We start from the raw sequence: 24,802 nt of genomic DNA, 5'->3' as shown, positions 1-24,802 counted from the left end.
GCCGGCGCGCCGGCGCGGTGGCCGCGCCCACGCCGCCCGCTCACGCCTTCAGCTGCGCTTCGAGCACGTCGGCGTACCGCTTGACCTCGGCGTAGACGCCGGGCCGGCCCGCACGGGCGCAACCTTCACCCCAAGAGGTGATGCCGATGAGCTTCCCGCCCGCCACGAACGGGCCGCCCGAGTCGCCCTGGCAGGTGTCCACCCCGCCGTCCGGGTAGCCCGCGCACGTCATCTCGTCCGGGTCGAACTGCGGGTACGCGTCCTCGCAGTGCGCGTCGTCCATGACCGGCACGGTCGCGGCCAGCAGGTACCGCGACGACGCGCCCTGCTCGCTGGTCCGACCCCAGCCCAGCACCAGGCCCTCGGTGCCCGGCTCGTACAGCGCCGCGTCGTCCGGGTGCGCCAGCGGCAGCGGTGTGTAGCTCACCGCCGAGCGCAACGTCAGCACGGCGACGTCCTCGCCCTGGTCGGCGCTCACGTAGTCGGGGTGGACCCAGATGTCGGTGAGCCGGGCGACCACGCCGCCGCTGCTCTGGCGGTCCTCGCGCCCCAGCACGACCCGCGTGTTGCGCGGCGTCCGCGTGGTCGCGCAGTGGGCGGCCGTGACCACCTTCGTCGGCGCGACCAGCGTGCCGCCGCAGAACTGGTTGCCGCTCGAGTCCGTCACGTAGACCACCCACGGGTGGTCGGAGATCGACACCCGGTGGCCACCCACCACGCGCTCGTCCACGTCCGCCGCGGTGGCGGTGCCCGCGAGAGCGATCAACAACGTCATCAACAACCCGGCGAGCCGCATCGGCCCCTCCTTCTGATCGAAAGCCTCAGGAGGAGGTTAGCCAGAACAGCCGAATCCGCTGGGCCGAAAAGGCTAGTCCGCCCCGGTGAACTTGCTGCGCACCTTGCCCGCCGCGCCCACCAGCACGTCACCGACCTCGTTGACCACCTTCATCAGCGGGTCCTCGGACTGGGCCGCCGACTCCTTGTACGACCGGGCCGCCGACTTGATGTCCTCCGTGAACGAGCTCGTCGGCCGGTCGTCCTCGCGGCGCGGGTACGAGCCGGTCAGGATGGCCCGGTACTCCTCGCCCGCCGCCCACTTCTGCAGCTCCGCGGCGCGGACCACGGCCATCGGGTGCGTCAGCGGCCACGTCCGGATCAGCTTGAGCACGCTGTCGCGCACGTCCTCGACCTGCTCGTACTCCTTGGCCTGCTTGAGGAACTCCGCCGTGTCCACCTGGCTGAGGTCCATGCCGCCCGCCATGGCGACGTGCACCCGCAGCGCGGCGGCCGGGTCCTGCGCGCACAGCAGGCCCGCGCGGTCGCACGACAGCTCGGTCTTGCGGTACCACTCGCGCAGCGCGGCGATGATCGCGGTGATCGCCCAGTAGCCGCCCGGCATCCAGCCCAGGCCGTGCTGCAACTGCATGAGCCGCTGCAGGATCGTCTGGTACAGCGCGTGACCGGACAGCACGTGACCCATCTCGTGCCCGATGGCGAACCGCAGGCCCTCGGTGTCCAGCAACTCGATCAGACCCGTGGTGAGCACGATGAACGGCCGGTCGATGCCCAGCGTCATGGCGTTGGGCACCGGGTCGCGCTTGACGAACAGCTCCGGCACCGGGTCGACGTCCAGCGTCGCCGCCGCCTCCAACCGCAGCCGGTCCAGCTCCGGGTACTGCTTGGGGCCGACCCGGATGCTCGACGCCAGGTAACCCAACCGCTCACCGCGTTCGGTGAACGCGCCCGCGACCGCCTGCAACACCGGGCCGATGCCCGGCACCGCGCGCAAGACCGCCAACGCCCCCCGGTCGACGGGGTGCTCGTACGCCCGCGGGCTGATGCCGGGGAACCGCACACGCGCGTTCGACCGCTCGATCTCCTCGCTGCTCATGCCTCCCACAGTGCCACGACCCACGCCCCGCCTGTCCCCGATCGGAGGAATCGGCGTGCACACTGACCACGTGGACGAAGACGTGCTCGGCACCGACTACGAGACCCGCGCGCTGCCCCTGGGGGGCGGCGTCACGACCGCGACCCTGGTCCGGCGACGCGCGCGTCCCGCCACCCGCGGCGCGGTGCTGTACGTGCACGGTTTCGCGGACTACTTCTTCCAGCGGCACGTCGCCGAGCACTTCACCGCGCGCGGCTTCGACTTCTACGCCATCGACCTGCGCGCGTACGGGCGGTCGTTGCGGCCCGGCCAGGTGGCGAACTTCGTGACCGACCTGGCCGAGCACTTCGAGGAGATCGACGCCGCGGCACGGGTGATCCGTGAGGAGGACGGCCACCGGCACCTCGTGGTGATGGGCCACTCGACCGGCGGGTTGATCACCAGCCTGTGGGCGCACGAGCGGCGTTCGGACGACGTGCTGGACGCCCTGGTGCTCAACAGCCCGTGGCTGGACCTGGCCGAGCCGTGGCTGGTGCGGACGGTCGGCACGGCGTTGATCCGGGCGGTCGGGCGGTTCACGCCGAAGCTGGTGCTCAAGCCGGGGCTGGGCCCGGTGTACGGCGAGAGCATCCACCGCGACCACCACGGCGAGTGGGACTTCGACACGGCGTGGAAGCCGGTCGAGGCGTTCCCCGTGCACGCGGGGTGGCTGCGCGCGGTCCGCCGCGGACACGCCCGCCTGCACCGGGGGCTGGACGTGCGGGTGCCCGTGCTGCTGCTGACGTCGGGCCGCAGCCACCTGCGGGCGAAGCGCTGGACACCCGAGGCGATGACCGCGGACACCGTGCTGGACGTGGAGCACATGCGGCGGTGGGGGCCGAAGATCGGCGGGCGGGTGCGGATCGTGCCGGTGGAGGGCGGGATGCACGACCTGTTCCTGTCCGCGGAGCCCGTGCGGCGGCGTGCGTTGGCCGAGGTCGACGAGTTCCTGGACGACATCTGACCTTGTCGGTGGCCCCGGCTGTCGTGCGGAGCCGTGGTGACGACGGAACCGGCGCGTTTCCGGATCGGCGAGGGGGCGGAGTTGCTCGCCGAGCGCCCGGCGGTGGTGGCCGCGTTGCGCCGGCGTTTCCCCGGCCGCCTGGCCGCGTACCTGACCAAGGAGGACGACGGCGGCCGGCTCGACGTGGTGATGTGGCGCAGCCGGGCCGAAGCCGGGGAGGCCGCGCGCGAGGTCCACTCGGTCCCACAGTGCGCCTCGTGGTTCCGCCCCATCACCGAATCGGGCGGCCCGCGCCATGTCGACGTCGCCGCCGCGTGGACCTCTGACACCACCGACAACCCATGACCGGACGACCGCCACGCTCGGCCGGCCCTTCACCCGAACGCTCCCGCAGCCGACCTCGCGCACCCGCCGACGCTTCGCAGGCGTCCCCGCCCAGGGGACCCCTGTTCTTATTCTGCCGGCGGGGTACGACAATTCCGGGCCTCGCCGCGGAACCGGGCCTGACCGACGGCTTCCGCCGAACCGGCAGTCGGGGTTGGACACGGACGCCCATGACCCGATGCGCGAACCGTGTGCAAGTCGTCCGACGATGACGACGCGCCGGAGTCCGGACACCGGGCCTCGGCGGATCAGCCGAACAACTCCGACGTAGCAAAACCAAAGCGGACGGCCACCGCCGAACCGGCACTCAACGTCGAGCACGGACGCCCATGACCCGATGGCGAACCATGTGCGGGCGGTTCCGGGGGATGTCCGTCGGCTACTCCGGTGGGGTGAGGCGCAGGTCGGGGTCGATCGGTGGTTCGCCGTCGAGCGGGCCGTCGGGTACCGCGCCCAGGGCGTCGAGGGTGAGGCCGATCTCCCCGGCGTTCGGGTCCGTGCCGGCGGGCGGGTGCTCGAACCACGCGTGCAGGTCCTCCGGGATGCGGTAACGAGCGGTCAGGTCGTGGTACAGGGTGGTGCGGTCGGCGGCCTGCCGGGCCAGTTGCCGGTACTCGCGCATGGCCAGTCGCATCCGGATCCAGCGGTAGCGGTCGGTTTTGGTGGCGTCGTCCTCGGTGAACCGGGTGCGCAGCAGCCGTCCGGCCCGCGCGCCGCGTTCGGCCAGGGCGCGGATCGTCTCGGGGCGCATGAACAGGTTCGTGCCGCCCTCCAGCGCGCCGACGCGGACGTGCGCGATCCGACCGCGGTAGCCCGGCAGGGCGGACTGCATGGTGTCGCGCCAGTCCAGCATGGTGTTGAGGATCGCCGACGCGAAGTGCTGCACCAGGCCGATGCCGCGCCACGGCGTGCCGTCCGTGGACGCGTCCTGCTCGGGCAGCCACACGTCCCGGTCGTCGCCCGGCGGGTAGGACTGCAGGCTCAGCCCGAACGTCGGCCAGCGCGGCAGCAGGGTGTCGAAGAAGTGGATGGGGAAGTTGCTCGTGATGCCGCCGTCGGAGAACCAGTGCACGCGCGGCTCCGGTTCGGCGCGCACCAGCGGCACGGCGGCGATCAGGCCCGGTAACGGCATGCTCATCCGCACGGCCAACGCCACCGGCAGGTCGTGCGGCAGCACGTTCACGGTCTCGTCGGGGTGCAGCGGGCAGCGGTGCGCGGTGGCGTCGCGGCCGAGCTTGTCCACGATGCGTCTCGGCAGCACGGTCGTCAGGCACGTCGGGCAGAACAGCCACTCGGCCCGCGGCTCGGTGAACGGCAGGCGGTAGGGGCGGCCCTCGGACAGGTCCGTCGTCATCAGGACCAGGTTCGTGGTCAGGTCGCCGAACATCAGGTCGGTGGCACCGGACAGGTCGTCCAGCACGTCGGCGATCCAGTCGCTCAACGGCGGCACACCGGTCGACGCGGGCACACCGCAGCGGCGGTCCCAGAAGTTCGGCCGGAACGCCCCGGTGCCCGGCACCAGTCCGAAGTGGATGGTCGTGGCCATGCGGTCCAGGAACCGCTTGGCCCCCAACCCGTAGGTGACCGCGACCGCGCTGACGAACGCGAACCCGAGCACCAGCCACCACACCGCCGCGGTGGCCGCGCTCGCCAGGTCCTGCGCCGTCCACCGCGTGCCCAGGGCGACCGGGATCAACGGGACCACCAGGAGCAGCCCGGTGCCGATGCGGCGCAACCAGGCGTCACGACCTCTCGGCAGCACCCTCAGCACGATCCACGGCACGGCGACCGCCACCACGACCGTGAGGCCGATCAGCAGCCACGTCGGCGTGGAGCCCCAGTCGATCGCGCGCGACCACAGGGTCGGGCCGACGAGCCACAGCGCCGACGCCAGCGCGAGGAACACCCTGGCCCGCCAGCCGATCGCGCTGACCAGGGCCAGCAGCAGGCAGGTGAGAGGGCTGCGCCCGGTCGAGTCGCGGCGCTGCATGGAGGCGGCCACGATCCGGTACAGCTTGCGGGTGTGCGCGCTGGGCTGGAACAGCTGCGCCAACCGCCAGCCGGGCGCGGCGAACCAGTCGACGACCTCTGCCAGCTTGCGGAAGCCGTCCCGATCCCGTCCCTTCTCGGCCGCGGCGGTGAACGCGGCCCCGATCGCACCGGCCGACGCACCGCCCAACGACCGGAACCGGTAGTGCCTGGCCAACTCCACGACCGCCAGCGGGTAGACGACACCGCTGGCCGTCCCACCCCGCATGGTCAGGTCGCAGTACCGGTTGAAGTCCTCGGCCATGGCGAACCTCCCGCCCACCATGATCTCCCGTCACCGGCGGGCGTGGCGATGGACCAACCGGCTGTCCCGCCACGGGTCACAGGTGGGCGCGGGCGATGCGCTCGACCTCCTCCGGCGTGCCGGACATGATCGTGCGGACGTGCTCGGTCAGCAGGTCGACCGGCCAGTCCCACCACCGGGCGCGCAGCAGCCGGGCGACGTCCTCGTCGGAGTAGCGCCGCTTCACCGGCCGCGCGGGGTTGCCGCCCACCACGGTGTACGGCGGCACGTCCGACGTCACGACCGCGCCCGCGGCGATGATCGCGCCGTCGCCGATCGTCACGCCGGGCAGGACGAGCGACTCGTAGCCGAACCAGACGTCGTTGCCGACCACCGTGTCACCGCGCGTGCGCATCCCCGTGATCAGGTCCATCGTCCGCTCCGCCCACGTGCCGCCGAAGATCGTGAACGGGAACGTCGACACGCCGGTGGTGAGGTGGTTCGCGCCGGCCATGATGAACCTGGTGCCGGTGGCCAGCGCGCAGAACCTGCCGATGACGAGCTTCTCCTCGCCGTACCCGTAAAGCACGTTGCGGGTCTCGAACTCCAGCGCGTGCTCCGGGTCGTCGTAGTAGGTGTACTCGCCGACCTCGATCGTCGGCGAGGTCACCAACGGCTTGAGCTGCACGACGCGGTCGGCGTGCGGCAGCGGGTGCAGGACGGTGGGGTCGGGAATCACCAGCAAGGCTCCTAACGCAACTCGGGTTGCGTTAGAGTGACACGCCCGCCCCGCTAACGCAACTGGAGTTGCATTTGACCTCCCGCCCTGGCGGTCGATCCGCCCGCGTCCGCGAAGCCGTCCTCCGAGCCGTGCACGCCGAACTGGTCGAACGCGGCTACCCCGCCATGACGGTGGAACAGGTCGCCGAACGCGCCGGCGTGCACAAGACCACCGTGTACCGCCGCTGGGGCACGGTCGACGTGCTCGTCGCCGACGCCCTCGACCACACCCGCGAGACCGCGTGGCCCGTCCCGGACACCGGCACCGTCGAGGGCGACCTGATCGCCATCGCCACCGAGGTCGCGGACACCTTCGCCGACCCCGCGCTCCGCCAAGTGCCGGTCGCGATCGTCATCGCCGCCCTCCAGTCCGAGCGCGCCCACGACGCGAAACGCGCCTTCTACGCCGCCCGCCACGCCGAAGCGGCCGAGGTCGTCACCCGGGCCGTCGAACGCGGCGAGCTGCCACCGGGCACCGACCCGGTCGAGCTGATCCGCCTCACCTGCGCCCCGCTGTACTACCGGGTCTTCGTCACCGGCGAGCCGGTCGACCGCGCCATCGCCGAACGCTGCGCCCGAGCCGCCCTCGCCGCCGCCCGCGCCGGGCTGCTCTGACCTACAGCTCGTACCAGCGCAGGAGCTCCGGGTCGAGCACGCGGGCCGCCAAGCCGATCCGCCGTGCCGTCTCCGCCAGCTCCGCGGCCGCCGCCGGGTTGCCGCGCGGCGGCAGGGCCGGGTCGTCCAGCTGGGTCACCATGTCGTCGTGGTGGCTCGGGACGAGCAGCTTGGGCCGGGTCGCCCGCAACGCCCGCGCCGTGTAGTCGTAAACGTTTGCGTGTCCGCTCATGCCGAGCACGAGGACGTCCGGGCGCAGGCCCGCGATCTCGCGCTCCACGTAGTTGGCCGTACCGGACAGGAACAGCACCGAGAAGCCGCCCGCGCTGACCTGGTAGGCCAGCGAGCCGCCTTCCACCAGGTCGCTGATCGTGGCCGGTGGCGACGGCGGCGGCGCGGTCAGGGTGCCGGGCGCGAAGTAGCCGTAGGAACCGAACTGGCTGTGCAGGCTGCGCAGCACCTGCACGGTGAAGCCGTGGAAGTCCAGGTGCTCGCCGCCGGACGCCACGATCACGTCGTCACCGGGCACCCCCTGCGCGGTCAGCAGGTGCCGGTGGGTCTCGGTCCCGATCACCCGCGACCCGTGCTTCGCCACCACGTGCGGGATCTCCAGCAGGTGGTCGTAGTGCCCGTGCGTGGCCAGCACCAGCTCCGGCCGCTCGGCCAAGTGCCGGTCCACCAGGTCCTCGCGCACCGTCAGCGGGTGGTCGGGGATGAACCGGCCTTCCCCGTCGAACACCGGCAGCCGGCTCAGGTACGGGTCGATCAGCACCCGTCGACCACCGACCAGCAACTCCCACCCGGCCACACCCAGCCACCGCAGGCTCATCCCGCCGCGCCCCGACGCGAACGCCCCGCCCGGCACCCCCGCGCCCGCCACCGCGACGGCCGCCGAACCGATCAACACCTGTCGTCTGCTCACGCACATGCCACCCACAAGACCAGCGCCCGACCCGAGGTGTCCAAGTCCGATATCACCACGCTTGCGATATCCGAACGGCTATCCTCCCAGCTCGTGGACCTCCTGCGGCACCTGCGGCACTTCCTGGCCGTGGCCGAGGAACTGCACTTCGGCCGTGCCGCGGCTCGCCTGCACATGTCCCAGCCGCCGCTGTCGCAGAGCATCCGACGCCTGGAACGCGAACTCGGCGTCCGCCTGTTCGACCGCGACGCCCGGCACGTCGCCCTCACCGACGCGGGTCGCCAGATCCTCACCGAGGCCCGCGGCCTGCTGGCGGGCGAGGACCGCGTCCGCGCGCTGGCCGGGCGGTTCCGCCGCGGCGAGGCCGGGTCGCTGCGCGCGGGCGTGCCGCCGGACCTGGGTGGACGGGCGGTGGCCGCGCTGCTGCCCGCGTTCCGCCGCCGCAGCCCCGTCGAGCTCAAGCTCCGCGAGATCGGCACCGCCGAGCAGCTGCGCGCGTTGGCCGACCGAAGCCTGGACGTGGGCGTGCTGCGGTTCCCGTTCGACGTCTCGTGGCTCGCCCTGGGTCCGGTGCTGACCAGCCCGCTCGGCGTCCTGCTGCCGCAAGACCACCCGCTGGCCACCGCACCGGACGTCCGGTTGGCCGACCTGAACGGCCTGGCGCTGGTGCTGTTCCCCCGCGCGACCGCGCCCGCGTTGCACGACGAGGTGCTGACCACGTGCGCCCGGCACGGCTACACGCCCACCGAGGTCCACCAGGCGGGCAACCCGGAGTTCGCGCTGGGACTGGTCCTCGCGGGCGGCGCGGTGGCGTTGCACGACGGCGTCACGCCCCCGCCGGGCGTGGTGTGGCGTCCGCTGCGCGGCACGCCGCTGCTCTGGCAGACCTCGGCCGCCTGGCCGCGCGACCGCCGGACCCCGGCCGTCACCGCGTTCGCCGACGCCGTCACGGAGGTGCTCACCGCACAGGGGATGCGCCACGCCGAGGGCACGCTCCCGCGCTACCCCCGCCCGGCCGCGGAGTACCTGTCGTGACCGCCGCACGGGTCCGGGCCGCGTTCGCCGACGCGGGCGTCACCGGCACGCTGCACGCCGTCGACCTCGACCACCCCGACCGCGAGCTGTCGGTCGGCGCGGACGACCCGGTGGTGCTCGCCAGCGTCTTCAAGATCCCCCTGCTGGTCGCCCTGCACCACAGCGACCACGACCTGACCCGCAGGACCACCCTCGACCTCGACCGCAGCACCGGCCCCACCGGCATCGGCGGCATGCTCGACCCGGTCACGATCTCCCTGCGCGACCTGGCCTACCTGGCCGTCACCGTCTCCGACAACGCCGCCGCGGACGCCCTGGTCGACCTCATCGGCCTGGACGCGGTCAACGACACCCTCGACCGGCTGCGCCTCGAACGCACCCGGATCGTCCACCGGGCCAGGGACTTCATGCGCACCATGGCCGAGGACGCCGCCCCCGACGCACCGCCCTCCGCCCTCACCGACCCGGTCGTGCTGTCCCGCCTGCGCGCCCTCGACCCCGACCAGACCAACCGCGGCACCGCGCGCGACCTGACCACCCTGCTGCGGCACGTGTGGCAGCACGACGACTGCGCGCCGATCCGCCGCGCCATGGCGTTGCAGGTCTGGCCGCACCGCCTGGCGTCCGGCTTCCCGTTCGACGACGTGCGCGTGGCGGGCAAGACGGGCACCCTCCCGACCGTCCGCAACGAGATCGGCGTGGTCGAGTACCCCGACGGCGGCCGGTACGCGGTGGCGGTGTTCACCCGCAGCGCGAGCACCGCCTTCACGGTGCCCCGGGCGGACGCGGTCGTCGGCACGGCCGCCCGGTTGGCCGTCGAGCACCTCAGGCTTTCCGGCCGACCCCCGCGTACGCGCTGATGTAGGCGTCGTCGGAATCCGGGTGCCACTCGCTCAGCGGCACGACACCGGGCTCCACGACCTCCAGCCCGGTGAAGAACGCCGCGATCTCCGGCCCCGACCGCAGCACCAGCGGGCTGTCGGTCTTGCGGTAGATGGCGTTCACCCGCTCGCCGCTCTCCCGCTCCTCCTGCGACACACCGTCCCAACTGGCGTGCGAGATCGCCACGTGGCTGCCCGGCGCGAGCACCTCCCGGTAGCGGGCGATCGCCTCGTGCGGCTCGTCCGCGTCGGGCACGAAGTGCAGCACCGCGACCATCAGCAACCCGATCGGCCGGTCGAAGTCGAGCATCGACCGCACCTCCTCGTTGCCCAGCACCGAGTCGGGGTCGCGCAGGTCCGCCTGGATCGCGCCGGCCAGCGGGTTGTCCGCCAGCAGCGCCGTGCTGTGCGCGACGGCCACCGGCTCGACGTCGGCGTACACCACGCGCGCACCGGGGTTCGTCTGCTGGGCGATCTCGTGCACGTTGCCGACCGTCGGGATGCCCGAGCCCAGGTCGAGGAACTGGTCGATGCCCTGCGCCAGCAGGTACCGCACCGCCCGCCGCAGGAACGACCGGTTGGCCCGCGCCGCGCCGGACATGCCGGGGAAGATCTGCTCGACCGACTTGGCCGCTTCCCGGTCGACCGCGAAGTTGTGCGACCCGCCCAGGAAGTAGTCGTACATCCGGGCCGCGCTCGGCCGGTCCAGGTCCACCGAGGACGGGACCCAGCTCGCCTGCTCCATGCACATCTCCTCGTCAGTCGACGGCGTGATCGTCGCGGCGACGCAAACCGGGCACAACCCCCGAACGGACGCTCGCTCTGGGCGAACACCTACCGGAAACAATCCCGGGCTCATCTTGGTTGAGCCAGTCAGACTCAACTTTGGAGGGATCATGGGCGAGACGTTGGCGCTGCCGGTGCTGCCGCTGGACGACGTGGTCGTGCTGCCGGGCATGGTCGTGCCGATCCGGATCAGCGGCTCGGACGCCACCGCCGAGGCCCGCGCCGCGATCGAAGCCGCGACGGCGGCGGGCGGCCAGTCGAAGGTGCTGCTGGTGCCCCGGCTGGACGGCAAGTACGCGAAGGTGGGCACGCTGGCGCTGATCGAGCAGGTCGGCAGGCTCTCCGGCGGCGAACGCGCGGCCGTCGTGCGCGGCACCGAGCGGGTTCGCATCGGCACCGGGACCACGGGCCCCGGCGCGGCCCTGTGGGTCGAGGCCACCGTCACCGACGAAGCGCCGATCGACGACCGCACCCGCGAGCTGGCCCGCGAGTACCGCGCGCTGGTCACGACGATCCTCCAGCAGCGCGGCGCGTGGCAGGTGGTCGACTCGGTGCAGCAGGTGGACGACCCGTCCGCGCTGGCCGACCTGGCCGGCTACGCCTCGTACCTCAGCGACGAGCAGAAGGTCTGGCTGCTGGAGACCAGCGACGTCACCGAGCGGCTGGAGAAGCTGCTCGAGTGGGGCCGCGAGTACCTGACCGAGCTGGACGTCGCCGAGACCATCCGCAAGGACGTCAAGGAAGGCGTCGAGAAGCAGCAGCGCGAGTTCCTGCTGCGCCAGCAACTGGCCGCGATCCGCAAGGAACTGGCCGAGCTGGACGGCAAGCCCGCCACCGAGGAGCAGGACTACCGCGCCCGCGTCGAAGGCGCGGACCTGCCGGACAACGTCCGCAAGGCGGCCCTGGCCGAGGTCGACAAGCTGGAGCGCACCGCCGAGCAGTCCCCGGAGGTCGGCTGGATCCGGACCTGGCTCGACACCGTCCTCGACATGCCGTGGAACGACCGCACCGAGGACGCCTACGACATCGCGGGCGCTCGTGCCGTGCTCGACGCCGACCACGCGGGCCTGGACGACGTCAAGGAACGCATCACCGAGTACCTCGCCGTCCGCCGCCGCCGCGCCGACCGGGGCCTGGGCGTCGTGGGCGGCCGCCGTTCCGGCGCGGTCCTCGCGCTGGTCGGCCCTCCCGGCGTCGGCAAGACCTCCCTGGGCGAGTCCGTCGCCCGCGCCATGGGCCGCAAGTTCGTCCGCGTCGCCCTGGGCGGCGTCCGCGACGAAGCCGAGATCCGCGGCCACCGCCGCACCTACGTCGGCGCGCTGCCGGGCCGGATCGTCCGCGCCATCTCCGAAGCGGGCTCGATGAACCCGGTCGTGCTGCTCGACGAGATCGACAAGGTCGGCGCCGACTACCGGGGCGACCCGACCGCCGCACTGCTCGAAGTCCTGGACCCGGCCCAGAACCACACGTTCCGCGACCACTACCTGGAGGTCGAACTGGACCTCTCCGACGTCGTCTTCCTGGCGACCGCGAACGTCCTGGAATCCATCCCGGGCCCCCTGCTCGACCGGATGGAGCTGGTCCAGCTCGACGGCTACACGGAGGACGAGAAGGTCACCATCGCCCGCGACCACCTCCTGCCGCGCCAGGTCGAACGCGCCGGCCTCACCCCCGAGGACGTCACGATCACCGAACCGTCGCTGCGCAAACTGGCCGGCGAGTACACCCGCGAGGCGGGCGTGCGCCAACTGGAACGCTCCCTCGCCCGAATCCTCCGCAAGGTCACCGCCCGGGTCGCCCTGAACCAGACCGAACTCCCGGTCACCGTCGACGTCCCCGACCTCCGCACCTACCTGGGCTCGCCCAAGCACACCCCGGAATCGGCCGAGCGCACCGCCGTCCCCGGCGTCGCGACGGGCCTGGCGGTCACCGGAGCAGGCGGCGACGTCCTGTTCGTGGAGGCATCCCTGGCCCCCGCCGAAACGGGCGCGTCGGGCGTCACCCTGACCGGGCAACTGGGCGACGTCATGAAGGAATCGGCCCAAATCGCCCTGTCCTACCTGCGCTCCAACGACAACCGCGCCGAAGCCCTGGCCAACCGGGGCGTCCACATCCACGTCCCGGCCGGCGCGGTCCCGAAGGACGGCCCCTCCGCCGGCGTCACCATGACCACGGCCCTGGCGTCCCTGCTCTCGGGCCGCCCGGTCCGCTCCGACGTCGCCATGACCGGCGAGGTCTCCCTGACGGGCCGCGTCCTGCCGATCGGCGGCGTCAAGCAAAAACTCCTCGCCGCCCACCGCGCCGGCATCACCACCGTCCTGCTACCCCAACGCAACGAACCGGACCTGGACGACGTCCCGGAAACGGTCCTCGACGAACTGACCGTCCACCTCGTCGCGGATGTCCAAGAAGTGCTCAACCTCGCATTGGAACCGACCACCGCAACCACGACCGCAGCGGCCTGACCACCCCACAACGGACCAGGCACCAGCCCGCAGAGGCCCGATTCGACATGGCTTCGACCAGCCTGAAGCACTCGAACCCATGTCAAATCGGGCCGGGCTTGACCACCGACCACCACACCCCGAACCCGCCCTACCCCTCACCTCAACCCGCACAAATCCAACACAGCAGATACCCGGCGTAGCTGCCCGTGTTCCGGACGCGGATCACCACGATGCTCATCCGGTCCGTCGATCTTGGAGTTGCAGAGCACCCGGAACCCGAGCCACCGGACCGGGACCGCCAAGGCGAACGCGCAACGCGGCACCTGCACAAACCGGTTCGCGGTCGGCGGACCAACCGGGAACCGGCCCACCGTGGGCGTTCACCGCGACTTCATCCGGCGTCAAAAGGTAAAGATCACACGGACGCTTTCGGATCGACCAGGAAGTCGTCCAGCACCACCGGCGTCAACCCGTCGACCCTGCACCGCTGCAAGAACGCCAGGAAGTCCTCCACGAACGTCTGCCGGAAGTGCATGAGCACGATGTCACCGGCGTTGAGCCGACCGCCCGCCTGGAACTGCACCACCCCGTCGTTGACCGCCGCCGTCCACATGACCAGCGCCGAGAACCCGCAGTCGGCCGCCGCCCGCCGGGTGGTCTGGTCGAAGTTGCCGAACGGCGGCCGGAACAGCTTCGGCCGCGCGCCCAGCTGCGCACGCAGCAGCTCCGCGTTGCCGCAGATCTCCTGCCGCTGGAAGTCGTACGACGTGCCGGTGAGGTCCGGGTGCGTCGCGGTGTGGGCGTGCACGGTGGCGAGGCCCTCGAACCCCTTGAAGTAGTCGGCGTGCCCGTCCACGTGCTTGGAGTTGAGGAACAACGTCGGCTGCACGCCGCTCTTGCGCATCAGCTCCACCGCGGCCGGGTGGCGGACCGCGCCGTCGTCGATCGTGATGAACACGTAGGGCTGGTTGGTCTCGATCCGCCGCACGACCGGCACCAGGCCGTCCACGACCGGGGGCGCTTGCTGCTGGGACGTGCCGAAGGCGTAGGGCTGCTGGAAGACGGGAATGGTGGTCCCACCCGGCCCCGGCAGGGCCGTGGGCGGCGCGGTGGTGGTCGTCGTTGTCGTCGTGGTGGTCGTCGCAGCGGTACTCGGCGCGGCCGGCGGCTCCTGCCGATCCTCCGGCTGCGCCGAACAACCGCCCACCACTGCGATGACGGCGAGCAGAACCGCCACTCCCCTGGGTCTCATCCCGGAATCCCCCTCGACCAGGCGTCACCCATCCAGGTGGCGCTCACTCGACTGGAGACGCTACGACGATCACTCAGGTTGCTCGCAAGCCCGACCCCGACCCACCACACCACCTCGCTGCGTCGCCCGCACGCCGGCGATAAGGTCGTGCGGGTCCGGCCCGCAAGATCACGTGGAGGACCCGATGAGCCTCGAACGCCCCGTGGCCCCCGACCCGTACTCGCTGCTGCCGCAGGTGGCGTCGTTCACGGTCAGCTCGACCGACGTGTCCGACGGCCAACCGCTGTCGCAGGAGCAGGTGTTCGAGGGCGGCAACACCTCGCCGCAGCTGAGCTGGAGCGGGTTCCCGCCGGAGACCAAGAGCTTCGTGGTGACCTGCTTCGACCCGGACGCGCCCACCCCGTCGGGCTTCTGGCACTGGGTCGCGGTGAACATCCCGGCCTCGGTGACCTCGCTCGACACCGGCGCGGGCGCGTCGGACGACACCCTGCCCGACGGCGCGTTCCACGTGCGCAGCGACTTCGGCACCCGCGCGTTCGGCGGCGCGGCCCCGCCGCCCGGCGACCAGGTGCACCGCTACTACTTCGTGGTGCACGCCGTCGACGTCGACAAGCTGGACGTCGACGGCGACGCGTCCCCCGCCGTGGTCGCCTTCAACCTGGCGTTCCACACCCTGGCCCGCGCGATCATCGCGCCGACCTACGCCCACTGATGACCGGCGGCCACCGCCGGGAACAAGCGCCTCACCTCACGGGTTGCAGCACGACGTGAGGCACTTCGACCTGGTCATCATCGGCACCGGTTCCGGCAACTCCATCGCGGACGAGCGGTTCGCCGGCTGGAACATCGCGATCGTCGAGAAGGGCGTCTTCGGCGGCACGTGCCTGAACGTCGGGTGCATCCCCACCAAGATGTTCGTGCACACCGCCGACGTCGCCGCCGCACCCGCCTCGGGCGCGCGGCTGGGCGTGGACGCCCACCTCGACGGCGTGCGGTGGACCGACGTGCGCGACCGGATCTTCGGCCGCATCGACCCCATCTCCGCGGGCGGCCGCCGCTGGCGGGCCGAGGAGAACGCCAACGTCACCGTCTACGAGGGCACGGCCCGGTTCACCGGCCCGAAGACCCTCGACACGGGCACCGGCGAGGTGATCACCGCGGACCGGTTCGTGCTGGCCGCGGGCAGCCGCCCGGTGATCCCGGACGTCGCCGACCTCGACGCGGTCGGCTACCACACCAGCGACACGATCATGCGGCTCGACGCGCTGCCCGCCCGCCTCACCATCCTGGGCAGCGGGTTCGTCGCGGCGGAGTTCGCGCACGTGTTCTCGTCGTTCGGCGTGGCGGTGACCGTGGTCGGGCGGTCCGACCTGCTCCTGCGGCACGAGGACCGCGAGGTCGCCGCCCGGTTCACCGAGGTTGCGTCGCAGAAGTGGGACGTGCGGCTCAAGCGCAAGGCGGTGCGGGCCGAGCGGGTCGACGGCGTGGTGCGGTTGCACCTGGAGGGCCCGGACGGCGCGGAGGTCGTGGAGTCCGACGAGCTGCTGGTCGCGGTCGGCCGCACGCCGAACTCCGACCTGCTCGACCTGGACGCCACCGGCGTCGCCGTGCACCCCGACGGGCGCGTGGTCGTCGATTCCCACCAGCGCACGTCCGTCGAGGGCATCTACGCGATGGGCGACGTCAGCTCGGCGTACCAGCTCAAGCACGTGGCCAACCACGAGGCGCGGGTCGTGCAGCACAACCTGCTGCACCCGGACGAGCCGATCTCCTCCGACCACCGGTTCGTGCCGGCCGCCGTGTTCTCGTCGCCGCAGGTCGCGTCGGTCGGGTTGACCGAGGAGCAGGCCGTCGAGCGCGGCGTGCGGTACGTGGCCGCGTCGCAGGCGTACGCGTCGATCGCCTACGGCTGGGCGATGGAGGACGACACGGGTTTCGCGAAGGTGCTGGCGGACCCGGACACCGGCCTCATCCTCGGTGCGCACGTGATCGGGCCGCAGGCGTCGAGCGTGATCCAGCCGGTCATCCAGGCGATGAGCTTCGGCCTGGACGCGCGGACGATGGCCCGCGGCCAGTACTGGATCCACCCGGCGATGCCCGAGGTGATCGAGAACGCGCTGCTCAACCTGCCGCTGAACGGGTAGCGCGACCCGCGCCGACCTCGGCGTCGGCCCCGGAGTCGACGGGAGACCCGGTCGTACCCCTCGTGCGACCGGATCTCCCGTTCGTGTCCGTAACCGACACATCGCGCGGACAAGTCGAGGCGTTATCAGTTATGCGATCGCCCGCACGATCCGCCGTGCGATCGCCCGCGCGATGCCTCACACGAACTGCGGCGTGCGATCCGCGACGCCTCCGACTACACGGTCCGCGGCCGACCCGCGACCCACCCCAGCGCGGTCAGTGCGACCAGCAGACCCACCAGGACCAGCATCGACGCGGTCCACGTCCCGGTCACCCCGCGCAGCACGCCGAACGCGAACGGCCCGGCGGCCGAGATCAGGTACCCGATGCTCTGCGCCATCGCCGACAGCCGCGCGGTGTCCGCGCCGGACGACGTGCGCAGCGAGATCATCACCAGCGCGAGCGGGAACATGCCCATCCCCACGCCGATCAGCACGACCCACAGCCCGGGCGCGGCGGCGGGCGCGAGCGCGAGGCCCAGCACGCCCAGCACCGACAGCGCACCCAGCACCAGGACCAGCCACGACTGCCCGGCCCAGCGCGCCGCCAGCGGCGGGACGACCAGGCTCACCGGCACACCGAGCACCATCGTGATGGCCAGCAGCAGCCCGGCGGTCGTCCGGTCGACGCCGGAGTCGACCAGGATCTGCGGCAGCCAGCCCATCACCGTGTAGGCCAGCAGCGACTGCAACCCGAAGAACACCGTGATCACCCAGGCCAGCGGGCTGCGGAGCAACGAGCGCCCGGCCTTCACCGACCGGGTCACGGGCCGGGCGGAGAACCCGTGCCGCGCGCCCGCGAGCCACAGCACCAGCGCCGCCGACGACAGGAACGCCCACGCCCCGACGGCCGGCCGCCACGAGCCGAACGCGGACTCCAGGCCCGGCGTGAAGGCCGCGCCCACCGCCGCCCCGGCCGCCAGCGCGGCCGTGTAGACACCGGTCACGAGACCGACCCGGCCCGGGAACGACTCCTTCACCACGACCGGGATGAGCACGTTGCACACCGCGATCCCGGCGCACGCGATGAACGTGCCGCCGAGCACCGCCATCGGACCGTCCACCACCCGCAGCACGAGGCCGACGGTCAGCACCAGCAACGACAGCGCGACCGCCCGCGCCATCCCGAGCCGCCGGCCCAGCCAGGGCGCGAGGAAGGCGGCGATGCCGAAGCACAGCGTCGGCACGGCGGTCAGCAGGCTCGTCCACGCGGTCGAGACGCCCAGCGCCGTGCGCACGTCACCCAGCACGGAGGCCAGGCTCGTGACGGCCGGGCGGAGGTTCGCGGCGGCCAGCGCTACGCCGATCGCCAACAGGGTGCTGCCGACCAGGGCAACTTGGCGGTTCCGCCGCACCTCACCGGCAGCAGTGCGGCCAGGATGGTCGGCGATCGTCGCATTGGCACCACCATCGGTGGCAATGTGGGCGTTCGACGGTGACCAGTCTGGCCGGGTCTGCTGGATTGGCACCGGACTACTATCGCAGACATGGGATGTTCGGATGAAAGGATGACGCTGTGCCGTTGGCCACTACTCGGCGGGCCGGGCTCGTCGACCAGGTGATCGACCAGATGAGGGGAGCGATCGCCGCCGGTGAATGGCCGGTCGGCCGCCGCATCCCGCCGGAGCCGGAGCTGGTCACCGCCCTGGGCGTGGGTCGCAACACCGTGCGGGAGGCGGTGCGCGCGCTGTCCCACGCCGGGTTGCTGGAGGTGCGCCAGGGCGACGGCACGTTCGTCCGCGCCACCAGCGAGCTGTCCGGCGCGGTCCGCCGGCTGTGCGGCAGCGAGCTGCGCGAGGTGCTCCAGGTCCGCCGGACGCTGGAGGTCGAGGGAGCCCGCCTGGCCGCGACCCACCGCACCGACGACGAGGTCCGCAGGCTCCAGGAGCTGCTGGGCGAACGCGACGAGGCGATGGCCGCCAAGGACTGGGAGCGGCTGGTCGAGCGGGACACGGCGTTCCACGTGCTGCTGGTCCAGTGCTCGCACAACACCCTGCTCGCCGAGCTGTACCAGGGGCTGACCGAAGCGGTCCGGGCCAGCATCACGGCCACCGTGGAGACCGACCACGACCAGGTGTCGCACGCCGGCCTGCTCGACGCCGTGCGCGAACGGGACGCGGCCCGCGCCGCCGCCGAGGCGGGCGGCTTCCTGGAGGACCTGCTCGAACGCCACAAGGACTGACGCCGACCGCCGGGACCGCGCGCCGACGGCGCCCGCGATCATGCCTACAGTCGAGGTCATGACCGCAGCGACCCCCGCCGGCAACGCCACCGACGCCGCCGTCACAGCCACCGACACCGCCGACACCATCGGCACCGACGCCGAAGCCATCGCGCCGTTCCGGGTCGAGGTCCCGCAGGCCGACCTCGACGACCTGCGGGCACGCCTCGCCGCCGCGCGCTGGCCCGCCGACCTGCCCGACGCCGGGTGGGACTACGGCGTGCCGGTGCCCCACCTGCGCGAGCTGGTCGACCACTGGCTGCACCACCACGACTGGCGCGCCTGGGAGGCGAGGCTCAACGCCCACCCGCAGTTCACCACCCGGATCGACGGCCAGACCGTGCACTTCCTGCACGTCCGCTCGCCGCGTCCGGACGCGCTGCCGATCGTGCTGACCCACGGCTGGCCCAGCTCGGTCGTGGAGTTCCTCGACGTCATCGAGCCGTTGTCACGGGACTTCCACCTCGTCATCCCGTCGCTGCCCGGCTTCGGCTTCTCCGGACCGACCCGTGAACGAGGGTGGGACGTCGGGCGCATCGCCCGCGCGTGGGCGGAGCTGATGCGCCGGCTGGGCTACGACCGCTACGGCGCGCACGGCGGCGACTGGGGCTCGGCGGTGTCCCGCGAGCTCGGCGTGGTCGACGCCGAGCACGTCGTCGGCGTGCACCTCACCCTGCTGCCCACGTTCCCGGGCGGCGACCCGTCCGGGCTCACCGACGCCGACTTCGAGCGGTTGGCCGGGTACGACTCGTTCCGGGACAGGTCCGGTTACGCGGCCATCCAGGGCACGCGCCCGCACACGCTCGCCTTCGCGCTGCACGACTCGCCCGTCGGCCAGCTCGCCTGGATCGCGGAGAAGTTCGAGGAGTGGACCGATCCCGCCGGGGGCGCGGTGGACCGGGACGTGCTGCTGGCCACCGCGTCGGTCTACTGGTTCACCGGCACCGCGGGCTCGTCCGCCCGGCTGTACAAGGAGGCGTCGTCGGCCTGGACCCGCGTGACGCCGTCGACCACGCCCACCGGGGTGGCCGTGTTCCCGCGCGAGGTCTTCCTGCCCGTGCGGCGGATCGCGGAACGCACCAACACCATCGTGCGCTGGACCGAGTTCGACCGGGGCGGGCACTTCGCGGCGCTGGAGCAACCGGGGCCGCTGGCCGACGACATCCGGGCGTTCTTCCTCGACCTCCCGACCCGGTGAGGCTCGCGCGTCGGGGCGGGGGCCTCCCCCGGCGGCGGATTTCCGCGGGAGGCCCCCTGGGGAGTGGCTTGGTGCGGGCACGCGATCACGAGTCCCCCGACGGCCCACTCCGATAGTCGTCGCGAACCGGCGCGCCGTACCACCGGGTTGCGCGATCGTTATCCCCGGACCGCCGCCTCAAGCCGTCTCCCGCTGCTCCCAGCAGTCCCGCAACGCCGCCAACGTCGCCGTCACGGCGGGACGTCGACCGGCCTGCGTGCGCCACACCGCGAACACCCGCCGCGTCGGCGTCGGCCGGAACGGCACCGCGCGCACCGAGTCCGGCAACGCGCCGCGGCCCAGCCGGGGCAGCAGCGCCACGCCGATCCCCTTGGCCAGCAACGACAACTGCGTCTCGTACTCGGCGATCCGGTAGGCCAGGTCGGGTTCCATGCCCGCGCCGCGGAAGGTGTTGACCAGCCAGTCGTGGCAGATCGTGCCCTCCGGCTGGCAGATCCACCGCTCGCCCGCCAGGTCCTCCGGCTCCACGGCGTCCCGCTCCGCCAACGGGTGCGCGGACGGCAGCAGCACGTCCGCCACGTCCTCGCCGAGCCGCGTCCGCGACACCGGTTCGGGCACGGCCAGCGGCGCGTTGACCCAGTCGTGCGTGACGGCCAGGTCCAGCTCGCCGCGCGCCACCGCCTCCAGGCAGTCCGGTGGGTCGAGCTCGACCAGCCGCACGTCCAGTTGCGGGTGTCGTTCGGCCAGCCGCACCACGGTCGCGGGCAGCAGGCCGCGCGCGGCGGTGGCGAACGCGCCGACCCGCAGCTCGCCCACGGCCGCGCCGCGCTGCTCCTCCAACGCCACCTCGGCGTGCTCGACCAGCGCGAGCACCTGCCCCGCCGTGGCCGACAGCAGGTGCGCCGCGTCGGTCAGCGCCACGCCGCGGCCCCGGCGTTCCAGCAGCGTGGTGCGCGTCTCCCGTTCCAGCTTGGCGATCTGCTGCGACACCGCCGACGGGGTGTAGCCCAGCGCCGTGGCCGCCGCACCCACCGAGCCGTGCTGGGCGACCGCGTGCAGCGCGCGGAGCCGTCCGAGATCCAACATGTAGCGATCCTAAACCAAAAGGTTCACCAGATGTCGCTAGTGCTAAACGGTGCGGGCCCTGAGACTCGGAGGCGTGAAACCACGTCACGTCGCGATCGCGGTGCTCGTCGCCACCATCTGGGGTGTCAACTTCGTCGTCATCAAGGTGGGCCTGCGCGACTTCCCGCCGCTGTTCTTCTCCGCGCTGCGCTTCCTGGCCGCCGCCGTGCCCGCGCTGTGGTTCGTCGGCCGGCCCAAGGTGGCGTGGAAGTGGGTCGTCGCGGTCGCGCTGGCGCTGGGCGTGGCCAAGTTCGGGTTGGTGTTCGTCGGGATGGCGGCCGGGATGCCCGCCGGGCTGTCGTCGCTGGTGTTGCAGAGCCAGGTGTTCTTCACCGTGCTGTTCGCGGCCGTGCTGCTGCGCGAACGGCCGCGGCCCGTGCAGTTGCTCGGCATGGGCGTGGCGGCGGCGGGGATCGTGGTGATCGCGTTCGACTACGGCGTGAGCAGCCCGATCTCGGCCTTCCTGCTGGTGGTCCTGGGCGCGGTGGCGTGGGGCGTGGCCAACGTCGCCACCCGCTACGCCCGGCCGCCGGACCCGATCAACTTCATCGTCTGGGTCAGCGCGGTCGCCGTGCTGCCGCTGCTCGGGCTGTCCCTGGTCTTCGAGGGCCCGGCCGCCGACCTGGCCGCGCTGCGCGGCCTGAGCTGGACCGGCGTGGGCGCGATCCTGTTCATCGCCTGGGTGTCCACGCTGCTCGGCTTCGGCCTGTGGAACCTGCTGCTGCGGACCTACGAGGCCAGCGCCGTGGTGCCGTTCGCGTTGCTGGTGCCGGTCGCGGGGATGCTGTCCGGTTGGCTGCTGCTGGACGAGGCGGTCACCGCCGTGCGCCTGGCCGCCGCCGCCCTGGTGGTCGCCGGCATGGCCGCGACCACCATCAAGCGCCGCGAGCCCCGCGCGCCCGAGCCGGCACCGGAGCTGGTCGGCTCGACGACGCCGTGAACCCCTCTACCGCCCGCATCGGTGATTGACGGCCCGCCGGCGGTCCGATGGGCTTGACGCCGTGGACCACCGCGTGCTGTCGGCCAGGACGATCGTGTTCTGGGCGGTCGGCCTGGGTGTCGTGGCGGTCGGGTCCGTCGCGGTCCTGCTGGTCACGCTCGGGTCCGGTGAGCCGCAGGACGGCGTGCGGCTGGACGTGGTCCGCACCGCCTCCAGCATCGTGCTCGGCACGGGCGGCGCGGCGGCGCTGCTGCTCACCGCACGCCGCCAGCGCTGCGCGGAGCTGGACCTGGTCCAGAAGGACCACGACGCGACCGAGCGCCGCGTCACCGAGCTGTACGGCAAGGCCGCCGACCAGCTGGGCAGCGACAAGGCGCCGGTGCGGCTGGCCGGGCTGTACGCGCTGGAACGGCTCGCGCAGGGCAACCCCGCGCACCGGCAGACGATCGTGCACCTGGTCTGCGCCTACCTGCGGATGCCGTTCACCCCGCCCCCGGAGGCGCGGGCCAGGACACGCCTGGGGCCGCGTGACGCGCACCGGTTCCAGGAGCTGGAGGTGCGGCAGACCGCGACCGCCCTGCTGGCCGCCCACCTGCGCCCCGACCGGCCCGAGGCGTTCTGGGCCGACATCGCGCTCGACCTGTCCCACGCCACCCTGGTCAAGCTGACCCTCACGCACGCCCGGATCAGGGCGGCGTCGTTCGCCGGCACCACGTTCGTCGGCCCGGCGACGTTCCGCGGCACCGAGTTCGCCGGGACCGCGGACTTCCGCGACACGTGCTTCCGCGACCTGGCCGACTTCCGCCGCGTCTCGTTCGGCGACTCGGTGTTCCGGGGCGCGGAGTTCGAGGGCGGCGCGGACTTCGGCGTGCACACCGCCGCCAAGCTGGCCGGTGCCCGGGCACGGACCCGTGACCTGCGGCGGAAGTGGCCGCAGGGGTGGGTGGAGCAGGCCGCGGAACCCGACTGGGCCGTGCTCGCGACCGCCCGCCGGACCCCGTGACCCGAACGGGCGACGTATCCCCCGGTCCGCCGCGGGCACCTTCACTGTGCAACTACCCGTGAGCGGAGGTGTGACGTGCGCGCTTGCTTCCCCACGTCCCTCCGCGTCGGCGCGGACTTCTAGGCGGACGTCCACCCGGACACCCCTGGTCCCCCACGCACGGATGCGACCGCACGGCCCTCGACGGCACCACGCGGACAGGTGCGCCCGGCTTGCCGGCCGAGCCGCCGCCCGCCGACCGTCCCGAGGCCCGGTCGTCGACCCGGCTCCCGCCCCACCGGTGGCACCACCGCACGGCTTGCCGGCCGCGCGCGCACCGAGGGCGGGAGCCGTCAGGCGACAGGTGGCGCACCAGCGGGAGGGATGACCGGCAGCCCCGGCGGCGCACCCTGCTCCAGCAACGCCCACACCGCGTCGGTGTCGAGGTGGTCGGCGACCAGGTCGCCGAGCAGGTCGAGCTGCGCGGCCCGGCGGGCGGAGAAGTCCACGTCCGGCGCGGGGGTGAACCCGTCCCGGCCCGCGTGGCCCGCGGCCCAGCGCAGCAGCGCGCGGCGGAAGGCGTCGTTCTCCAGCAGCCCGTGCCAGTGCGTGCCGGCGACCCGGCCGCGCAGCGCGCCCTCCGGCGTGCCGTCCGGCAGCGTCACCAGACCGGCCTCGGTGTTGCGCACGACCACGCCGTGGTGGATCTCGTAGCCCGTCACGGGTTCGCCGAACGCGTCGCCGCGCGGCCGGCGCAGCGTCTTGTCCGGCTCGAACCGCACATCCACGTCCAGCAGGCCCAGCCCGGCCACCTCACCCGCGCGTGACTCCACCGCGTCGTCGATCGTGCGGCCGAGCATCTGGAACCCGCCGCAGATGCCGAGCACCGGCCCGTCGTGCGCGGCGATCGCGTCGGCCAGCCCCGTGGCGCGCAGCCAGCGCAGGTCGGCCACGGTCGCCTTCGAGCCCGGCACCACCACGAGGTCGGCGTCGGCCAGCCGCGACGGCTCGGTCACGAACCGCACCGACACGCCCGGCTCGCAGGCCAGCGCCTCCACGTCCGTGGCGTTGGAGATCCGCGGCAACCGCACCACGGCCACCCGCAGCCACTGGTCGCCGTGCGGCGGCCGTGGCCGCCCGATCACGCCGTCGGCCGCGTAGGACAGCGAGTCCTCGGCGTCCAGCCACAGCTCCTCCCGCCACGGCAGCACGCCCAGCACCGGGCGCCCGGTCAGCGCGTCGAGCTGCCGCAGCCCCGGTTCGAGCAACGCCGGGTCGCCGCGGAACTTGTTCACCACGAACCCGGCCACCAGCGCCTGGTCGGCCGGGTCGAGCAGCGCCAGCGTGCCGAACAGGTGCGCGAACACCCCGCCCCGGTCGATGTCGCCGACCACGAGCACCGGCAGGTCCGCCGCCCGCGCCAAGCCCATGTTCGCGATGTCGTTCGCCCGCAGGTTGATCTCGGCGGGCGACCCCGCGCCCTCGCAGACCACGACCTCGAAGTCGTCGCGCAGGCCGTCCAGCGTGGCCAGGACCGTGGCGAACAGCTCCGCCTTGCGCTCGCGGTAGGACAGGGCCGACACCTCGCCCACGGCCCGCCCCAGCACCACGACCTGCGAGCTGCGGTCACCTCCGGGCTTGAGCAGGACCGGGTTGAACCGCACGCTCGGCTCCAACCCGCACGCGGCGGCCTGCAACGCCTGCGCCCGGCCGATCTCGCCGCCGTCGGGCGTCACCACGGAGTTGTTGGACATGTTCTGCGCCTTGAACGGCGCCGTCCGCACCCCTCGCCGGGTCAACCACCTGCACAGACCGGCCGCCAGCACGCTCTTCCCGGCGTCCGAGGTCGTGCCGGCCACCAGCAACGCACTGCGCACAACGTCCC

At 72.6% G+C, this 24,802-nt stretch carries 22 protein-coding genes; 12 read left to right on the top strand and 10 right to left on the bottom strand.

What is annotated here, in order from left to right; genetic code table 11:
- Positions 1 to 40 precede the first annotated feature (40 nt).
- Positions 41 to 796 (bottom strand): trypsin-like serine protease, encoded by a 756-nt coding sequence (locus LZG04_RS34130; protein WP_233824966.1) that lies wholly within the window; start codon positions 794 to 796, stop codon positions 41 to 43.
- A 72-nt stretch (positions 797 to 868) separates the two neighbouring features.
- Positions 869 to 1,891 (bottom strand): M48 family metallopeptidase, encoded by a 1,023-nt coding sequence (locus tag LZG04_RS34125; RefSeq protein WP_233824964.1) that lies wholly within the window; start codon positions 1,889 to 1,891, stop codon positions 869 to 871.
- A gap of 55 nt (positions 1,892 to 1,946) precedes the next feature.
- Between LZG04_RS34125 and LZG04_RS34120 the strand changes: the two genes are divergently transcribed.
- Both LZG04_RS34120 and LZG04_RS34115 read left to right on the top strand, forming a co-directional pair.
- Positions 1,947 to 2,894, top strand: a complete 948-nt coding sequence (locus LZG04_RS34120) for an alpha/beta hydrolase (protein WP_233824962.1) — start codon at positions 1,947 to 1,949, stop codon at positions 2,892 to 2,894.
- Positions 2,895 to 2,930: 36 nt separating this feature from the next.
- On the top strand, positions 2,931 to 3,239 hold the full coding sequence (locus tag LZG04_RS34115; protein ID WP_233824960.1) for a hypothetical protein: 309 nt from the start codon (positions 2,931 to 2,933) through the stop codon (positions 3,237 to 3,239).
- Positions 3,240 to 3,657: 418 nt separating this feature from the next.
- Here the strand turns inward: LZG04_RS34115 and LZG04_RS34110 are convergent, their stop codons facing one another.
- Positions 3,658 to 5,571 (bottom strand): patatin-like phospholipase family protein, encoded by a 1,914-nt coding sequence (locus LZG04_RS34110; RefSeq protein WP_233824958.1) that lies wholly within the window; start codon positions 5,569 to 5,571, stop codon positions 3,658 to 3,660.
- Between the two features lie 76 nt (positions 5,572 to 5,647).
- Complete coding sequence (locus LZG04_RS34105; protein WP_233824955.1) at positions 5,648 to 6,289, bottom strand: CatB-related O-acetyltransferase; 642 nt, start codon at positions 6,287 to 6,289, stop codon at positions 5,648 to 5,650.
- Positions 6,290 to 6,420: 131 nt separating this feature from the next.
- Here LZG04_RS34105 and LZG04_RS34100 point away from each other — a divergent pair, with 131 nt between their 5' ends.
- Positions 6,421 to 6,945, top strand: coding sequence for a TetR/AcrR family transcriptional regulator (locus LZG04_RS34100; RefSeq protein ID WP_233824953.1), 525 nt, complete (start codon positions 6,421 to 6,423; stop codon positions 6,943 to 6,945).
- A gap of 1 nt (position 6,946) precedes the next feature.
- On the opposite strand, the gene LZG04_RS34095 is transcribed toward LZG04_RS34100, so the two are convergent.
- Positions 6,947 to 7,867: an MBL fold metallo-hydrolase gene (locus LZG04_RS34095; RefSeq protein WP_233824951.1), complete on the bottom strand. Its 921-nt coding sequence runs from the start codon at positions 7,865 to 7,867 to the stop codon at positions 6,947 to 6,949.
- A 93-nt stretch (positions 7,868 to 7,960) separates the two neighbouring features.
- Between LZG04_RS34095 and LZG04_RS34090 the strand changes: the two genes are divergently transcribed.
- Complete coding sequence (locus LZG04_RS34090) at positions 7,961 to 8,902, top strand: LysR substrate-binding domain-containing protein (protein WP_233824949.1); 942 nt, start codon at positions 7,961 to 7,963, stop codon at positions 8,900 to 8,902.
- Positions 8,899 to 9,762 carry a serine hydrolase gene (locus LZG04_RS34085; RefSeq protein ID WP_233824946.1) on the top strand — a complete coding sequence of 288 codons (864 nt, stop codon included), beginning with the start codon at positions 8,899 to 8,901 and terminating at the stop codon, positions 9,760 to 9,762. The genes LZG04_RS34090 and LZG04_RS34085 overlap by 4 nt, the downstream gene beginning before the upstream one ends.
- Here LZG04_RS34085 and LZG04_RS34080 read toward each other — a convergent pair.
- A complete protein-coding gene (locus LZG04_RS34080) occupies positions 9,728 to 10,528 on the bottom strand; it encodes an SAM-dependent methyltransferase (RefSeq protein ID WP_233824944.1) in 801 nt (266 codons plus the stop codon). The genes LZG04_RS34085 and LZG04_RS34080 overlap by 35 nt on opposite strands.
- A gap of 151 nt (positions 10,529 to 10,679) precedes the next feature.
- Between LZG04_RS34080 and lon the strand changes: the two genes are divergently transcribed.
- A complete protein-coding gene (lon, locus tag LZG04_RS34075) occupies positions 10,680 to 13,034 on the top strand; it encodes an endopeptidase La (protein ID WP_233824942.1) in 2,355 nt (784 codons plus the stop codon).
- A gap of 397 nt (positions 13,035 to 13,431) precedes the next feature.
- Here the strand turns inward: lon and LZG04_RS34070 are convergent, their stop codons facing one another.
- A complete protein-coding gene (locus LZG04_RS34070; protein WP_233824940.1) occupies positions 13,432 to 14,268 on the bottom strand; it encodes a polysaccharide deacetylase family protein in 837 nt (278 codons plus the stop codon).
- 184 nt (positions 14,269 to 14,452) lie between these two features.
- Here LZG04_RS34070 and LZG04_RS34065 point away from each other — a divergent pair, with 184 nt between their 5' ends.
- Together LZG04_RS34065 and LZG04_RS34060 are read left to right on the top strand one after the other, a co-directional pair.
- Positions 14,453 to 14,980, top strand: a complete 528-nt coding sequence (locus LZG04_RS34065; protein WP_233824938.1) for a YbhB/YbcL family Raf kinase inhibitor-like protein — start codon at positions 14,453 to 14,455, stop codon at positions 14,978 to 14,980.
- A gap of 55 nt (positions 14,981 to 15,035) precedes the next feature.
- Complete coding sequence (locus tag LZG04_RS34060; RefSeq protein WP_233824929.1) at positions 15,036 to 16,412, top strand: mycothione reductase; 1,377 nt, start codon at positions 15,036 to 15,038, stop codon at positions 16,410 to 16,412.
- Between the two features lie 215 nt (positions 16,413 to 16,627).
- Here LZG04_RS34060 and LZG04_RS34055 read toward each other — a convergent pair whose 3' ends face one another.
- A complete protein-coding gene (locus tag LZG04_RS34055) occupies positions 16,628 to 17,842 on the bottom strand; it encodes an MFS transporter (protein WP_374202947.1) in 1,215 nt (404 codons plus the stop codon).
- A gap of 125 nt (positions 17,843 to 17,967) precedes the next feature.
- On the opposite strand from LZG04_RS34055, the gene LZG04_RS34050 reads away from it, so the two are divergent.
- The gene (locus LZG04_RS34050; protein WP_233824919.1) at positions 17,968 to 18,633 is read left to right on the top strand and encodes a FadR/GntR family transcriptional regulator; all 666 of its coding nucleotides are present in this window, start codon (positions 17,968 to 17,970) and stop codon (positions 18,631 to 18,633) included.
- Between the two features lie 58 nt (positions 18,634 to 18,691).
- Positions 18,692 to 19,870, top strand: coding sequence for an epoxide hydrolase family protein (locus tag LZG04_RS34045; protein WP_233824917.1), 1,179 nt, complete (start codon positions 18,692 to 18,694; stop codon positions 19,868 to 19,870).
- Between the two features lie 177 nt (positions 19,871 to 20,047).
- Here the strand turns inward: LZG04_RS34045 and LZG04_RS34040 are convergent, their stop codons facing one another.
- Positions 20,048 to 20,956 carry a LysR family transcriptional regulator gene (locus LZG04_RS34040; RefSeq protein ID WP_233824915.1) on the bottom strand — a complete coding sequence of 303 codons (909 nt, stop codon included), beginning with the start codon at positions 20,954 to 20,956 and terminating at the stop codon, positions 20,048 to 20,050.
- Between the two features lie 73 nt (positions 20,957 to 21,029).
- Here LZG04_RS34040 and LZG04_RS34035 point away from each other — a divergent pair, with 73 nt between their 5' ends.
- Together LZG04_RS34035 and LZG04_RS34030 are read left to right on the top strand one after the other, a co-directional pair.
- Entirely contained in the window at positions 21,030 to 21,935 is a 906-nt protein-coding gene (locus tag LZG04_RS34035; protein ID WP_233824913.1) for an EamA family transporter, read from the top strand.
- Positions 21,936 to 21,996: 61 nt separating this feature from the next.
- Positions 21,997 to 22,938 (top strand): pentapeptide repeat-containing protein, encoded by a 942-nt coding sequence (locus LZG04_RS34030; RefSeq protein ID WP_233824911.1) that lies wholly within the window; start codon positions 21,997 to 21,999, stop codon positions 22,936 to 22,938.
- Positions 22,939 to 23,270: 332 nt separating this feature from the next.
- Here LZG04_RS34030 and LZG04_RS34025 read toward each other — a convergent pair whose 3' ends face one another.
- Complete coding sequence (locus LZG04_RS34025; RefSeq protein ID WP_233824909.1) at positions 23,271 to 24,794, bottom strand: cobyric acid synthase; 1,524 nt, start codon at positions 24,792 to 24,794, stop codon at positions 23,271 to 23,273.
- Positions 24,795 to 24,802 lie beyond the last annotated feature (8 nt).

The sequence above is a fragment of the Saccharothrix sp. S26 genome (genome assembly GCF_021390395.1).
Taxonomy (GTDB): domain Bacteria; phylum Actinomycetota; class Actinomycetes; order Mycobacteriales; family Pseudonocardiaceae; genus Actinosynnema.
Note: the sequence above shows the minus strand (reverse complement) of the source record. Positions and strands in the feature narration are given on the sequence as shown.

Excerpts from the sequence above, each read along its gene's own strand:
- LZG04_RS34130 (WP_233824966.1), bottom strand. The coding sequence starts at position 796 with ATGCGGCTCGCCGGGTTGTTGATGACGTTGTTGATCGCTCTCGCGGGC.
- LZG04_RS34125 (WP_233824964.1), bottom strand. The coding sequence starts at position 1,891 with ATGAGCAGCGAGGAGATCGAGCGGTCGAACGCGCGTGTGCGGTTCCCC.
- LZG04_RS34110 (WP_233824958.1), bottom strand. The coding sequence starts at position 5,571 with ATGGCCGAGGACTTCAACCGGTACTGCGACCTGACCATGCGGGGTGGG.
- LZG04_RS34080 (WP_233824944.1), bottom strand. The coding sequence starts at position 10,528 with ATGGAGCAGGCGAGCTGGGTCCCGTCCTCGGTGGACCTGGACCGGCCG.
- lon (WP_233824942.1), top strand. The coding sequence starts at position 10,680 with ATGGGCGAGACGTTGGCGCTGCCGGTGCTGCCGCTGGACGACGTGGTC.
- LZG04_RS34070 (WP_233824940.1), bottom strand. The coding sequence starts at position 14,268 with ATGAGACCCAGGGGAGTGGCGGTTCTGCTCGCCGTCATCGCAGTGGTG.
- LZG04_RS34065 (WP_233824938.1), top strand. The coding sequence starts at position 14,453 with ATGAGCCTCGAACGCCCCGTGGCCCCCGACCCGTACTCGCTGCTGCCG.
- LZG04_RS34045 (WP_233824917.1), top strand. The coding sequence starts at position 18,692 with ATGACCGCAGCGACCCCCGCCGGCAACGCCACCGACGCCGCCGTCACA.
- LZG04_RS34040 (WP_233824915.1), bottom strand. The coding sequence starts at position 20,956 with ATGTTGGATCTCGGACGGCTCCGCGCGCTGCACGCGGTCGCCCAGCAC.